Source organism: Micromonospora sp. NPDC049903 (genome assembly GCF_044460945.1).
In the GTDB taxonomy this organism is placed as follows: domain Bacteria; phylum Actinomycetota; class Actinomycetes; order Mycobacteriales; family Micromonosporaceae; genus Micromonospora.
Window position 1 is genome coordinate 1 of the sequence record NZ_JBITKL010000013.1, and the last position, 12886, is coordinate 12886.

A 12886-nucleotide genomic window follows, 5' to 3' on the forward strand; every position below is an offset into this window, starting at 1 on the left:
CCGGCGGCGGGGTGGGGCGGGGCGCGCGCCCCCCCCCCCCGGGGGGCCCCGGGCGGGCGCCCCCCCCCCCCCCCCACCACCCCCCCCCCCCCCCCCGGGGGGGGGGGCCCCCCCCCCCCGGGCCCCCCCCTCGACGGCGTAGCGGCCGAGTCCAGTAGGGTGATCGTCAGCCGATCGGGATGGTGCCGATAACGCGCAACCTGAGGTGGGAATCGGTTCGTGTAAATCATCGGGCACTCCCGCGTAGCAGCTATGCGACGCACGACGTACCGGTGGTCGAGCATCCTCGACCACCGTTGGTCTTTCTCCGGCAGCGAGCCCCGCACTGCTCTGCGCAGCGGCAGGATGGAGCGTGAGCTGTGACCTCACGTACCGGCTCGTCCTGGTCCCCGCCGTCGTCCCGCCGCCGCTGCGTCCGGTGCTCCCGGCCGTGCTGCGGTGGCACTCAACCGTGGTTGGCGGCGTCCGCGAGCGGCTGCGGGCCGCTGGTGCGGTCGACCTCATCCCCGGGGTACGCCTCGCCGCCACCCTCGCGTCCACCACCGCGACCGCCCTCGCCGGCATCTGGACCACAGCCGAGACCATCGCTGGTCAGCTGCCCTGTGACCAAAGGCCAACGTAGCGAGGGCAACGCCGCCGCGGTCCCGAACGAAACGGCCGCCGGTCAGTCGAGGTGGGACTCGATCTCGGCCAGTTCCTCGGAGGTGAAGTCCGGGTTTTCCAGGGCAGCAACGTTCGCCTCCAACTGGGCGACGCTGCTCGCGCCGATGATCAGGCTGGTCATGCGCGGGTCGCGCAGCGCCCAGGCGAGCGCGAGCTGGGCCAGGGACTGCCCGCGCCGCGCGGCCACCCCGCCGAGCGCCCGGATCCTGGCCATCTTCTGCTCGTCGAGGCTGCTCTCGTTGAGGAAAACGCTGGTGCGCACCCGGGAGTCGTCGGGGATACCGTCCAGGTAGCGGTCGGTGAGCAGCCCCTGGGCGAGCGGGCTGAACGCGATGCAGCCGGCCCCCACCCGCTCCAGCGTGTCCAGTAGGCCGTCGCGCTCGGTCCAGCGGTCGAGCATCGAGTACGCCGGCTGGTTGATCAGCAGTGGCGTGCCGAGGTCGCGCAGGATCGCAGCAGCCCGCTCGGTCTGCGCCGAGTCGTAGTTGGAGATGCCGACGTACAGGGCCTTGCCGGAGCGGACGATCGCGTCCAGCGCCCCCATCGTCTCCTCGAGCGGGGTGTCGGGGTCGAACCGGTGGGAGTAGAAGATGTCGACGTAGTCCAGCCCCATCCGGCGCAGCGACTGGTCCAGCGAGGCGATCAGGTACTTTCGGGAGCCGCCGTCGCCGTACGGGCCGGGCCACATGTCGTACCCAGCCTTACTGGAGATCACCAGTTCGTCCCGGTAGTGCTTGAGGTCCGTGGCGAGCATCCGGCCGAAGTTCTCCTCCGCTGCCCCGGGCGGCGGGCCGTAGTTGTTCGCCAGATCGAAGTGGGTGACGCCGAGGTCGAAGGCGCGTCGGACGATGTCCCGCTGCCGCGCGAAGGGTCGGTCCGGCCCAAAGTTGTGCCACAGCCCGAGCGATACGGCCGGCAGCCGCAGCCCACTGCGCCCGCTGCGGCGGTAGGTCATCGTTCGGTAGCGCTCGTCCGAGGCAGGATGGGTCACGGTACCGACCCTATCCAGCGCGCCTGACCGGGTGGCGGTGGTGCGAAGGTTGTCTGTTCCAGACGTGCCGGCGTGGCCGAGCCCGCCGACGGGCGGTAGTGCAGCGGCTACCGAAGAGCTCGGATTGTCGCCCGCCTCGTGGTGGGGCTCACCGTACTCACCGACGTGCAGGATCCTGGCGACCTCGTGAGCCCATGCGTCCAGGTCGTGCATCCAGATCAGCGCACCCTTTCCGGTGTAGACCAGATCGGCGCTGGAGTCCGGTAGCGGTACGTGCGGCACGGTGGCGACGATGTACCGGCACGCGACGCCGAGCTCGTCGGCACGTCGATGCGCCGCCGTCACGGCTACCTCGCTGTAGTCGACGCCGACGACGGATCTGGCCCCGGCGTGGACGCAAACCGAGGGATCAGGACGCGAGTCACCAGACGGGCGGGGCGTGGGGGCGACCCTTCAGCTCGTGGAATCCATCGGCCTCAGCGACCAAGAGCGTGCCGTCCCACAGCCGGCCCGCCGCCTCACCGCGCGGCACACGCGACATCACCGGCCCGAACCAGGCGATCACCCGCCCGTCCTCGGGTGCCACCACGGTGATGGGGGTCCCGACGTGGGTGCCGATCTGGCGGATCCCGGCTGTGTGTGAGGCCCGCAGCACCGCGTCGTGCTCAGGCGAGTTCCAGGCGGTCGCCAGGTCCGCGGGTAGCCCAGCGGCGGCCAGCACCTCGTCGAGCGAGGTCCAGTCGCCGCTCACGGCCATCGCGCCATACCGGTCATAGAGGCGGCCCACCGCCTCGGCACCGTACCTGTCTTGGACAGCGGCGAACAGGCGAGCGGGCCCCCACAGGAATCCGTCCGGATCGTTCTCCGGATCGTCGTCGCGGCCCTCGTTCAGCACGGACAGGCTCATGATCTGCCACACGACACGTACCGGACGGACCTTCTCCACCTCACGCAACCAGCGGGAGACGAGCCAGGTGTACGGACAGCTCGGATCGAACCAGAACGTCGCGGTCAGCGGAGCCATGGCGCCAACGTACCGCGATCATCACGCCCGGCCAGATGCCGCAGCGAGTGGTCGATCGTGCTTACGGACCCGTGTCGATCCGGAAGCTGGCAGTTCAGGCACCTGACAGGAGCAGCGCGAAGGGCTCGTCTGGGGCCTCGTATCGCGGACACCCCCAAACGAGCCCCCGATGCCTTACCCAGCCGAGCCTCCAAAAGACCGCCGCTGTATACCGCCACCGGCGCCGGACTCAAGGTGAGCCTCAACCGACGCATACCCGGCGAGGACCGGTGCCCGATCCAACCTTCGAATCATCTGGAGGCCCCTCCTGGCAGTGACATCGGCATCCAGATTCGCCGGATGGGGTGCACCCGACTACGTATCGTCAGCGAGTCCATAGCGGATTTCCGGCTGCGCAGTCCCGAGGGGCTGCATGCGGCGGCGGCGACGCTGACATTGATAGCCGATCATCCGGTGTCCACGATCGGGGCGGGATCACCACGATGGAACGACCGACGGCGGAGGGAGCGATGAGCAGGTGATCGACCGACCTCCGGGCCAACCTGATCCGGGCAGGGCGCGTCGGGCCGCGGGGTGGGGCGGGGTGGCGCTGCTGATGGCGGCAGGGGCGTTCGCGGCTGTCGCCAACTTCGTACCGTGGTCCGTGGCGGCCGGGTTGGGTGCGCTGTCCGGTGCCACCGGCGTGGTGGGTGGGGTGCGGTGGCAGCGGCGGGCCGACCGCCGGTCGCGGGAAGCCGTGTGGGCGGCGGCCGTCAGCCACGGCCCGGCTGTTACGCACACCGCCGGCGTCGACGAGGACAGCGTGCTCCAGCTGCTTCTGCCCGAGCACCAGCTGGTCACGTACAGCGTTCGCCACCAATCACTCCTGCGCGAGCTGCTGCGGTGGGCCGACAACCGGGCAGAGATCAGTGATCAGGTGCTGTACGTGGACGGCCATCCAGGGTCCGGCAAGACCCGACTTCTGGTCGAGTTCACCGCGCGGGTGTCGGCACGGTGCGGCTGGGTCCCTGCCGGTGGTGGCGAAGCGGCGGTGGTGGCCGCATCGGCACTGACGGAACCGGTGGTGTTGATCGTCGACGACGCCGATACCCGAGACGATGTGCCCGCACTGCTGGCAGCCCTCACGAAAACCAGTCGGGGCGTGGTGCGGGTGGTGCTGACCGCGCGCACGTCGCAATGGTGGCCCACCGTGCGAGCCGCCCTGCCCACACACACGCTGACCGACCTGCCCTACCGGGCACAGCTCACCGTTACCCCGATCGTTGGTGGTGCCCACAATCAGCGGCAGGTCTTCGACCAGGCGCTGAGGTCCTTCACCTCGGAAGAGACCACTCCGCCATCGGCGACGCTGACGCCGCAGAACCCGCCCCCATCGATCATCCTGGTGCACGCCGCCGCAGCGTTCGCACACCAGCAACAACAGCACGGCGCGGTAGACCTCGACACCGTGGCCGCTGACGTGTTCGCGCACGAGCGGACGCGGTGGCAGCCGAGCATCCACCAGGCGGGCCTGGCTCACCTGCCGGGCGTGACCCTGCACGAGGCACTGCTACTGGCGGCGCTGGTGGGTGCCGTGGACGAGGCGGCGGCAGTGAGGCTGTTCGACTGTCTGCCCACGCTGTCCGGCCGAGCCATGGTGGACACCCGCCGCCGGGTCGCGGACTGGCTCCGGAGCGCATACCCGCAACGGAACCCGGACTGGCTGGCCCCGCACCTGCCCGCCGTCCTGATGGAACGACACGCGGCATACACGGTGGCGAACGATCGCGCCCTGGCGTCCACCCTGGCGGCGGCGACGTCCGGCGATGAGGACCGCGCCCGCCGCCTGTTCACCACGATAGGCCGCGCGCGGACCCACAGCCCGCACGCCGATGACGCGTTGGCCGCGATCATCGACGCCGACCCATACCCGATGGCTGCCGCGGCAATCACCGCCGCCGCAGCCACCGCTGTTGCCCTGGACCACGTCCTGGCCGCGAGCCTGACCAAGACCGGTACGACCCTGACCGCCGACCAACTCCAAGACCTGTACCGCCTCATCCCCACACGAGCACGGCGGCATCTGCTGGCGGCCACCGCCGTCACCCTGCTCCGCACCTACCTGAACCACCACACCGTCGACCTCAACCACCCGGACACCCTGGCCGTCCGCCACAACCTGGCCGACGTGTTGTCACATCAGGGTCGGTACGACGAGGCGGCCGACGGGTTCCGGGCAGTGTTGGCCATCCGTGCCGAGGTGCTCGGTCCCGACCACCCCGACACCCTGTCCGTCCGGCACGACCTGGCCGACGTGTTGTCAGATCAGGGTCGGTACGACGAGGCGGCTGACGAGTTCCGGCCTGGTGCTGGCGGCCCGTGCCGAGGTGCTCGGTCCCGACCACCTCGACACCCTGCGGTCCCGCTACGGCCTGGCGGTGGTGTTGGCGGAGCAGGGTCGGTACGACCAGGCGGCCGACGAGTTCCGGGCGGTGTTGGTGGCCCGTGCCGAGGTTCTCGGTCCCGACCACCCGGAGACCCTGGGTACCCGCCACGGCCTTGCCGGACTGTTGGCGGAGCAGGGGCGCTACGACCAGGCGGCCGAAGAATGCCGGACGGTGTTGGCCATCCGTGCCGAGGTGCTCGGGACCGAGCACCCCGACACCCTGGTCACCCGCCACAACCTGGCCGGCATACTGGCCCTGCAGGGCCGCTACGACGAGGCCGCCGACGAATACCGGTGGGTGTGGGCCACCCGTGCCGAGGTTCTCGGCGCCGATCACCCGAACACTCTGCAATCCCGTCACAACCTGGCCAGCGTGTTGGCGGACCAGGGCCGCTACGACGAGGCAGCCACCGAGTTCCAGGCGGTGCTGGCCACCCAGATCGAGGCCCTCGGCCCCGACCACCCGAACACTCTGCACTCCCGCCACAACCTGGCCAGCGTGTTGGCGGAGCAGGGTCGGCACGACGAGGCGGCCACCGAGTTCCAGGCGGTGCTGGCCACCCAAACTGAGGTCCTCGGCCCCGACCACCCCGACACCCTGGGCACCCGCCACGGCCTGGCCGGACTGTTTGCAGCCCAGGGCCGTTACGACGAGGCAGCCGACGAATACCGGTGGGTGTCGGCCACCCGTGCCGAGGTTCTCGGCGCCGATCACCCGAACACTCTGCAATCCCGTCACAACCTGGCCAGGATGCTGGAGGAGCAGGGTCGGTACGACGAGGCAGCCACCGAGTTCCGGGCGGTGTTGGCCACCCAGACCAAGGTCCTCGGTCCCGACCACCCGGACACCACCCAGACACGCAAATCCATAAATCTGCTCACCAAGTACCAGAAGTAGCGACCCACCAAAGACGGATGATCAACAGTCCGACGAAGCGAGCCCTGCTGAATCCCGTCCCGCTTGGATACCGCCGACTTCTGCTTTGCCCACGACAGCGAGGTCAATCCTGGATCCCGCGCCCGAGAATCGTTGATCATCGCTGCCCGTCGGGGGCTATCATCCCTGGTGATGGCGGAGTTCGTGCACGTTACCGGGGTGCGGTCGGCGCGCGGCATCCAGCGTTCGGGAATCGCGGCGCGTAGCCATGGGTGGGCTGGTGGGCGTGGCGTGTACTGCATGCCGGTGCTGTCGTCGTTCACGCTGACCTATCAGTGGGTCCGTGAGCTGAGGCGCTGGCATGCGGGCGTGTTGGTCGCGGTGCAGTTTCGGCTGTCTGACGATCAGCCGGTGACTGTCGGGCGTTTCGGTGTCCCGCCGCGTGAGGCCACCGCTTCGCAGGCTGTTGCGGCGGTGCGTGAGCTCGATGATCCGCGTGGTTACGAGGTGTTCGTGCCTCGCGCGATCAGTGTCGGTGAGGTACGTCGGGTCCGTGACGTGCCGCAGGGGGTGGGGTGGCGGTACGTGCCGGCAGCCCATGGTCGGCGGCCCTGCCCGTGCCCGGCCTGTCTGCCGCGTGGGGCGTACAAGGTGGCCACGGTGCGCCGCCGGTTCTCTGACGACGAGCCTGTCCGGCCGAAGAGCGAGTTGATGACGCGGCTGCGCGCGGCGGTCACCGTTGACGACATCATCGAGGTGCTCGTTGAGCTTGGTCGAGGTCGACGTGGCGGTGCCGAGGAACTGGCGTACCTTGCCGATCATCCCGACCCGGACGTCCGCGACACCCTCGCAGGTGTCCTGCGGTCCTACCGCGGCCGCGAAGCGCGGCGGCTCCGCGAGCAGCTACAACTCAGCGCTCCATCAGCGGCGCACCCCGACCACCGCTGATCGAAACCGCCGACCCGGGACGGCTGCACGCGGGCCTGGCGAGTCGAACACGCTGTCGCTGAACCCCGCCGACTGAATCACGATCTACCACCACAAAGCCCTGGCAGAGCCACGAGTCTGCACGCCGACAAGGCACGGGCAGGACGAGCGACCACCGGGACAATCACATGAGCCGATCACACCTCAACAGGATAATCGGGCACCGAGACCCGCAACGAGGACAGGCACGATTCACGTCGACACCGTACCGAGGCAACGTCCTCATCCAGCTGCTGAGCGAACGCTCATGCCGATGAGAGGGCGTCACGGTCGCTGTCATCCCGATGTGAGTTCGCCGAGAAGTGGCCGTTGAGTGCCGGCCTGGCCGCGCAGGTCTTGCATGGTGACCGTACTTCCCGATGATGTTCGGACCTGCTGGCGATGCTGATCGTAGGCGGGCTACAGATTGTTGATTCGGGCCAGCAGCTCTGCCTCGGTCAGGTTTTCCAGGACCGCGTCCTGCTTGCGGCCCAGGACCGCCAGCAACTTGTCCTTCTCCAGCTTCTTGGCCGCCGCCGCCTTCGCCGCCTGTTCCTCCGAGAGGCGGACGGCGATGACGTGCTTGACGACCTCCAACTTGGTCTCCAAGGTCGCCTTTGCCGGATTGGCCTCGGTAGCTACGAACGACTCGGTGTCGACGGCCTTGAGTTCTGCGTTGACCGCCTTGGCCACATCATCGAGGCTGAAGCCGGACTTGGCGGTCAGCGGAAGCTCCCACAACTGTTCCGTGGTCAGCAACCCCTTGGTCGACGGATAGCGGAAATTCTCCCGCGTGGCCTTCTCGAAAATGGTCACGGAAGCCTCTCTGAAATATCTGGTTAGGGAGTCAGAACTGGATACTGATCAGGCGGCGCCGGCCGCCGGTCATGGTCACCTTGGCGACCACAGAGCTGCGGACCGTGGAGCTGAAGCCGAGGCCGGACAGCTGATCCGGAGACGGTTCGCACTTGGTGCGGTCGCCGAGAACCTCGAACACCTTGCGGTGCGGTTGCAGGTCGCCGCGGAGGAACTCGTTATAGATCCCTCGCGTCGGCTGGTCGTTCACGCACCCCTTCAGGATGAAGAAGTAGTGCCGGTTGCCGACCTCGTTGTCGTCGAAGTAGTTCGGGGAGTACATGATGGTGGACACCGGTACGAACTGTTCGGTGGTGATTCCCCACAACTCCTTGCCCGCACTGCCCGGCTGTACGTCCTTACCCGGCCGGAAAGCGGTGATCATCCCGCCGGTAACCGTCATCCGGCCCACCTCGACGGTCTCCTTGTGGCCGACCGCGCGCTCGTGGCTGTAATGCTCGACCTTCCCGTTGCTCTCGGTCTCGATCACGAAGCCGACCTGGCTGCTGTCCCGCTTGTGGTACTGGTTCACCTCGATCCGGTACTCACCGTCGGGGACACTGTCGGTCCAGGTAACGTTCTCCACCGGCTCGCGGGAGAGCGTCCCGCCCGCGTTCATGTCGACGTCCAGCTTGTTGCGCTTCTCCTGGTACCAGATGTGGTCGCCGTTGGGTTCGAACACGTGCAGGTCGAGGTCGTCGTGGTTGAACCAGGACAGGCTTACCCGCAGCTTGCCGGTGACGTTGCCGCCGGCCCGCTTGACCTTCTCCCTGATCGAGTCGGTGACGTTGCCGCCGTACGACCAGCCGAAATCGTTGTCCCACTTGAACAACCGCGGAGCCGCAGGGTGCCGGCCGGTCGTGAGACTGACGAATTGCGGCTCGTGGGTGTTGGCGACCCACAGGTCCATGGCGGTGGCGCCGGGCAGGATGTCCTTCATGAAGGAGACCACCGGGATTTCCTCCGGCTTCGCGTCACGAAAGCGCGCACCTGCCGACTTCACGGTGGCCGCCTGCATGAGCAGCCCTTCGATGCTGTCCTTCATCTGCGGCTGTGTGTCGTTGTCAACCCACAGCACGTTGGTTACCGACACATCGGACAGTCGGGCGAACCGTCGCTGCAATGACTCCTCGATGCCCAACACGTCAATGGTCTTCATGGCAGCCTTGACCATGGCCGGGGTGATCAACGCCCTGGAACGCTGGTAATTCTGCGGTGCAACCTTCGACTCGAACGACCGGACCGCCTGCTCTAGGTCGACGCCCGCGGAGAGGTCCTGAACGAGGGTGCCGATCACCGTGTTGCGGAATCGTGCCGCCGGGTTCATGGCGTTGGCGAAGACGAAGGCCTGTCTGTCGGTCGCCTTCGCCCACCGGTTCTGCAGCGACCGGAACTCGGTCACCGCCCGACGATGCTCCGCGCCGCGGTAGAGGGCGTTGTCGTCGATAAGGTCGACGAGGGTGTCCAGAGCGTGCTGGGTCAGCTCGGCCAGGCCGCGCTGAAAGACCTGCACCGCGGCGTCAAAGTTGCCCTGTGCGGCGCCGACGTCTTCGCTGCGATGCCGCTTCTCCACCCGGCCGTGCAGGTGGTGCCACACCTCGACCTGGCCGTCGCGAAGCGTTCGGGTGGTCTTCGTCCCGTACTGCGCCTGAGTGGACCGGAAGATGGTGGACAACGGCAGCGAAAGAACGAACTCGTCCAGAGCGGCGGCGACGACGGAGAAGACCGGGTCAGAGGCCGACACCCCGGACCAGACAGTACGGACCCGTCCGGCGTGGATCTCGACGACGTTGCCGAAGTGCTTGATGAAGCCGCGGCAGGTCGAGCAGTCGTACTCGGATCGCTCGCGGAATCGCAGATTGGTGCCGGCGGGGAAGGAATCGAGAAAGGTGAGCCAGAGTGAGTCCCGGTCGAGGCCGTCGCCGACGGCGTACAACTCACCCTTGGACATGGTGGACAGACGCAAAGTCACATCCGTCACGAAATGCTGGAAATCGCCCACCGCTTCATCCCCCTTGATCGCCGGAGATCTTAACGGAGCGAACGCCAACCGGAGAAACACGTTTCCGGCTTTCCGCAGGTCACAGACGGGCGCCGGTGGCCGGCGGTCAGTCGACCGGAGCGCGTACGGCGGTCGGGTGCCGGGCCGGCGGTCAGCAATTTCGGCCAGTTGGCCGGGGGCGCTGTCGAGTACATCCCGGCTCACGCTGTGGTCGCCTTCTCGGGCACCGGCAGGCACGGGTGGTCGAACAACTTCCCAGGCACACCAGGCTCGCAGCGAGGGACCGGGAGAACGCGCGCCCGCTCGTGTCGCCGGGAGTTGTGCGAGGGCGGGTCCTTTGACTTCCCGTTGAGCGGGGGTGCCCTGTCGCGTTGCGGACGAGGCGGTTGCGCGACGATCGACTGGTGCAACGTTTCGACAGCGTCGCCGGTGATCTGGTGTCAGGCATCGCCGTCCGCGCGACGATCGTCAGTCACGAGCCTTGGGGGGTCATGGCCGAGGTTCTCGGACATGAGTCGGTGGGCGCGTCGGCCGCCGCGCGATTCATCGACAGCTCGTCGGGCTCGTCTCGGGCGTTGACTGCGGAGTACCCGCCAGTCGGCGAGCAGGTCGACGCGGTCGTCCTTGAGATCGAGCGGTACGACCCGCCCGCCTGGATACGTCTTACGACGCGTGCTGCAGATCTACGTGAGTTGCGCTGGCCGTGTGGATGCTGCGGTCAGCCCACGAACCTCAGCCCCGGCGGCGACGGCGTCACCGTCGATGTGCGCAGCAGCGACGGGCCGGGATGCGCATCGTTCGCAGCGCACCGTTCCTGCTTGGCCGAGCGTCTCGATCCGGACTTCCCGGGCGACCGCGCACGGGTCAATGCGGTGGGGCGCGTCCAACCGCCGTACCCACCGACCGGAAACTGAGTGCTCGGACAGCAGCTACGCTTCCGGACGCACATCAGGTATCCGCTCATGCCGCTGAGCGCGCGCTTGAGCTGAGACGAGCGTGTTGCCCGCTTCTGGCCAGTCGGCCACGATGACCAGCGGTATGTACTCCGGTGCCCGGTAGCCGTCTCCAGGAAGGTACTCGATGTGCTGATGCCGGTTGACTGCTCGGTCGTCGGCGGTCTCGGCTTGCTCAGCGACGCCATCGAGTGCAGCCCAAACGATGTCGAGACACTCACGACCAACGGAGAAGTGCAGTGCGGCACCGTCCAGGCTGACGAGCAGCGGGCCGACGGTTTCCGTTTGAACGACGACTCCGCCCGTGATCGTCGCCTCGACGGGCTCGGCAGGTGCACGTAACAGGCCATAGCTGAGCACCGCCAGGCCGGAGAAGTGCGCAGGGGAGAGCTCTCCTTCACCGTCCGCATCTTGACTCTCGGTGCGGTATCGCACCGGGTCCTTGGACGCGGCGTACTGTCACCGCCGACCATTCCCAGAGGCCGACACGCCGTTCGGTACTCGGGATCCTGCCAACGCCAGGCACATGTGTGCGAGGTCTCGTAGGCCGGCAGGGTCGCCGAGGATTTCGACCGATCCGTTGATGATCTCGATGGTGACGGTGCCGCCTTCGGTCGGCACCACGACGCCTACGGAGGCGTCGTACGCGGGCACGATCAGCGAGTTGTCGGTCATGGCGGGCATCTTGCCTGAGGGGATGGCTGCCGCTCATGCCGCTGACACCGGACTCGAACGACGCTCGGGAGCCCAGTTGCGTGGGTCAGCCGGATAAGACCATCGCTGGATCTGGACCGGTGGCAGAGCCGGGTTATTGCAGCACTCAAAGTCGTGGGCCGGGCACGCACGGGCGACTTGACGGTGTGTTGAGGCCGCTGCAGTGCGATGTTCCGCCGGGGCTTCACATCCCTCCGGTCCGCCGTCGTCGGATGCGCGCTCATGCCGCAGTTGCGCGCTACCCGACGGGGCACGGCCTGTTTGGCGGCCAGCGCAGGTTCCTGCCGAGTCGAGTCTGCTGCTGGAACAGCGCCGGGACTGACCGTGCCCTGAGCGTCACCCGAGTGGCTCGCCTTCACCGTCCTGCAACGAACCCGCGGCTGCGGCTAGACGCCGGTAGCGGCCACAGCTACTGAACATGGCCGTTACCAGGCGGTCTGAAGTCAGCCGCTTCGACGGTTGCCGTACTGGCGAGGACTCTGCACCGTGCCGGAACGGCCGTGAGCGCGGCTCGGGGTACGCCCGGTGTGGTTGGCGGTGGCCTTGCCCTTGGACCGGCGTGCCGCCCGGTTCTCGAAGGGCTGTGGCTGCTCCTCGGCTTCCGCTTCGGCGTCAGCGGTGGGATCGTCGCCGCTGGTGGCGTCGGTCATCGGTGTCTCCTCGTTCTGTTCAGGACTGGCTATTCGCGGCGGATCTGAAAGCGTGGCCGCCGCGATACGCAGACGGTAGCGGGCAGGCCGACCCGAGTCGGGACCGACTGCCCGGTTAAACCATCCAGTCACGCCAGAGCCCTCGCCAGGGGGATCCAACCACGACGCCGTCCGAGCACCTGGATTTGCCGCGATCGGCGTGCGGAGTGGTGCTCCACCGCTCACAGGCTGTTGGCGTGTGGCTCCGTCGATTCGATCGCGCCCAGTGTGGTCAGCCGGCCAGGCGAGCAGCCGCATCTCGGCAGGCGCGCCGAGGATTTCGCTACCAGTCAGCGCGTCGACAGTGTGCCTCCTCGGACGATGCGCAGTCACTGCGTGTGCGGCGAGCGGCGCAGGAGCATCTTGAAGGCGGGGCCCGGCCGGGAGGACTGCCAACCGGTGGCCAGTGCCTGACGGACACCGAGAGCTACCGTCCTGGGTAACACGGGTTGGCTCGGCAATCCGAACCAGTTGCCGGGATGGGCGCAGGGCAGCGATGCCACCAACAGAGCGCCTGGTTGTTCCGCCTGCTCGGCGACGAAGGTCAGCGGCGACCAGCCGTTGGCTTGGCAGTAGGTCGGTCTGCGGCGAACCGCCCAGCGGAAGGTGACGCCATCTACGGTGATCCGTCGTGAACCTTTGATAGCCAGTGTCATCCGTACCTCTGCCGGTTTCAGCCGCACGTCCGCGAGCACCGTAGCTGGGATCCGACGCCATCGCGCTATCG

At 67.7% G+C, this 12886-nt stretch carries 14 protein-coding genes and 2 pseudogenes; 5 read left to right on the plus strand and 11 right to left on the minus strand.

Annotation, left to right across the window (positions count from 1 at the left end; genetic code table 11):
• Window positions 1-352 precede the first annotated feature (352 nt).
• Window positions 353-622: a hypothetical protein gene (locus ACIBO1_RS19970; RefSeq protein WP_396748543.1), complete on the plus strand. Its 270-nt coding sequence runs from the start codon at window positions 353-355 to the stop codon at window positions 620-622.
• Window positions 623-664: 42 nt separating this feature from the next.
• Here ACIBO1_RS19970 and mgrA read toward each other — a convergent pair whose 3' ends face one another.
• From mgrA to ACIBO1_RS19995, 5 genes and pseudogenes are all read right to left on the minus strand, one after another.
• A complete protein-coding gene (mgrA, locus tag ACIBO1_RS19975) occupies window positions 665-1654 on the minus strand; it encodes an L-glyceraldehyde 3-phosphate reductase (protein WP_396748545.1) in 990 nt (329 codons plus the stop codon).
• A gap of 171 nt (window positions 1655-1825) precedes the next feature.
• Window positions 1826-2029, minus strand: a pseudogene (locus ACIBO1_RS19980) (class I SAM-dependent methyltransferase); the annotation flags it as partial.
• Between the two features lie 46 nt (window positions 2030-2075).
• On the minus strand, window positions 2076-2678 hold the full coding sequence (locus tag ACIBO1_RS19985; RefSeq protein WP_396748547.1) for a disulfide bond formation protein DsbA: 603 nt from the start codon (window positions 2676-2678) through the stop codon (window positions 2076-2078).
• 859 nt (window positions 2679-3537) lie between these two features.
• Window positions 3538-4197, minus strand: coding sequence for a hypothetical protein (locus tag ACIBO1_RS19990; protein WP_396748549.1), 660 nt, complete (start codon window positions 4195-4197; stop codon window positions 3538-3540).
• Between the two features lie 30 nt (window positions 4198-4227).
• Window positions 4228-4809: a hypothetical protein gene (locus ACIBO1_RS19995; RefSeq protein WP_396748551.1), complete on the minus strand. Its 582-nt coding sequence runs from the start codon at window positions 4807-4809 to the stop codon at window positions 4228-4230.
• 9 nt (window positions 4810-4818) lie between these two features.
• On the opposite strand from ACIBO1_RS19995, the pseudogene ACIBO1_RS20000 reads away from it, so the two are divergent.
• From ACIBO1_RS20000 to ACIBO1_RS20010, 3 genes and pseudogenes are all read left to right on the plus strand, one after another.
• Window positions 4819-5001 (plus strand): annotated as a pseudogene (locus ACIBO1_RS20000) (tetratricopeptide repeat protein); the annotation flags it as partial.
• A gap of 22 nt (window positions 5002-5023) precedes the next feature.
• Entirely contained in the window at window positions 5024-6001 is a 978-nt protein-coding gene (locus ACIBO1_RS20005; RefSeq protein WP_396748553.1) for a tetratricopeptide repeat protein, read from the plus strand.
• Window positions 6002-6172: 171 nt separating this feature from the next.
• Window positions 6173-6928 carry a HEAT repeat domain-containing protein gene (locus ACIBO1_RS20010; RefSeq protein ID WP_396748555.1) on the plus strand — a complete coding sequence of 252 codons (756 nt, stop codon included), beginning with the start codon at window positions 6173-6175 and terminating at the stop codon, window positions 6926-6928.
• A 438-nt stretch (window positions 6929-7366) separates the two neighbouring features.
• Here ACIBO1_RS20010 and ACIBO1_RS20015 read toward each other — a convergent pair whose 3' ends face one another.
• Window positions 7367-7762 carry a hypothetical protein gene (locus ACIBO1_RS20015; protein ID WP_396748557.1) on the minus strand — a complete coding sequence of 132 codons (396 nt, stop codon included), beginning with the start codon at window positions 7760-7762 and terminating at the stop codon, window positions 7367-7369.
• A 31-nt stretch (window positions 7763-7793) separates the two neighbouring features.
• On the minus strand, window positions 7794-9803 hold the full coding sequence (locus ACIBO1_RS20020; RefSeq protein WP_396748559.1) for a hypothetical protein: 2010 nt from the start codon (window positions 9801-9803) through the stop codon (window positions 7794-7796).
• Window positions 9804-10207: 404 nt separating this feature from the next.
• Between ACIBO1_RS20020 and ACIBO1_RS20025 the strand changes: the two genes are divergently transcribed.
• The gene (locus ACIBO1_RS20025; protein ID WP_396748561.1) at window positions 10208-10717 is read left to right on the plus strand and encodes a hypothetical protein; all 510 of its coding nucleotides are present in this window, start codon (window positions 10208-10210) and stop codon (window positions 10715-10717) included.
• 15 nt (window positions 10718-10732) lie between these two features.
• On the opposite strand, the gene ACIBO1_RS20030 is transcribed toward ACIBO1_RS20025, so the two are convergent.
• The 4 genes from ACIBO1_RS20030 to ACIBO1_RS20045 all read right to left on the minus strand — a co-directional run bounded on the left by ACIBO1_RS20030 (window position 10733) and on the right by ACIBO1_RS20045 (window position 12842).
• Window positions 10733-11191 (minus strand): hypothetical protein, encoded by a 459-nt coding sequence (locus tag ACIBO1_RS20030; protein ID WP_396748563.1) that lies wholly within the window; start codon window positions 11189-11191, stop codon window positions 10733-10735.
• A gap of 24 nt (window positions 11192-11215) precedes the next feature.
• Window positions 11216-11431: a hypothetical protein gene (locus tag ACIBO1_RS20035; protein ID WP_396748565.1), complete on the minus strand. Its 216-nt coding sequence runs from the start codon at window positions 11429-11431 to the stop codon at window positions 11216-11218.
• A 482-nt stretch (window positions 11432-11913) separates the two neighbouring features.
• Window positions 11914-12120: a hypothetical protein gene (locus ACIBO1_RS20040; RefSeq protein ID WP_396748567.1), complete on the minus strand. Its 207-nt coding sequence runs from the start codon at window positions 12118-12120 to the stop codon at window positions 11914-11916.
• 368 nt (window positions 12121-12488) lie between these two features.
• Window positions 12489-12842 carry a hypothetical protein gene (locus ACIBO1_RS20045; RefSeq protein ID WP_396748569.1) on the minus strand — a complete coding sequence of 118 codons (354 nt, stop codon included), beginning with the start codon at window positions 12840-12842 and terminating at the stop codon, window positions 12489-12491.
• Window positions 12843-12886: the final 44 nt, after the last annotated feature.

Bases quoted from the DNA above. Each gene is read 5' to 3' on its own strand.
- ACIBO1_RS19985 (WP_396748547.1), bottom strand. From the start codon at position 2,678: ATGGCTCCGCTGACCGCGACGTTCTGGTTCGATCCGAGCTGTCCGTAC.
- ACIBO1_RS20010 (WP_396748555.1), top strand. From the start codon at position 6,173: ATGGCGGAGTTCGTGCACGTTACCGGGGTGCGGTCGGCGCGCGGCATC.
- ACIBO1_RS20035 (WP_396748565.1), bottom strand. From the start codon at position 11,431: ATGACCGACAACTCGCTGATCGTGCCCGCGTACGACGCCTCCGTAGGC.
- ACIBO1_RS20040 (WP_396748567.1), bottom strand. From the start codon at position 12,120: ATGACCGACGCCACCAGCGGCGACGATCCCACCGCTGACGCCGAAGCG.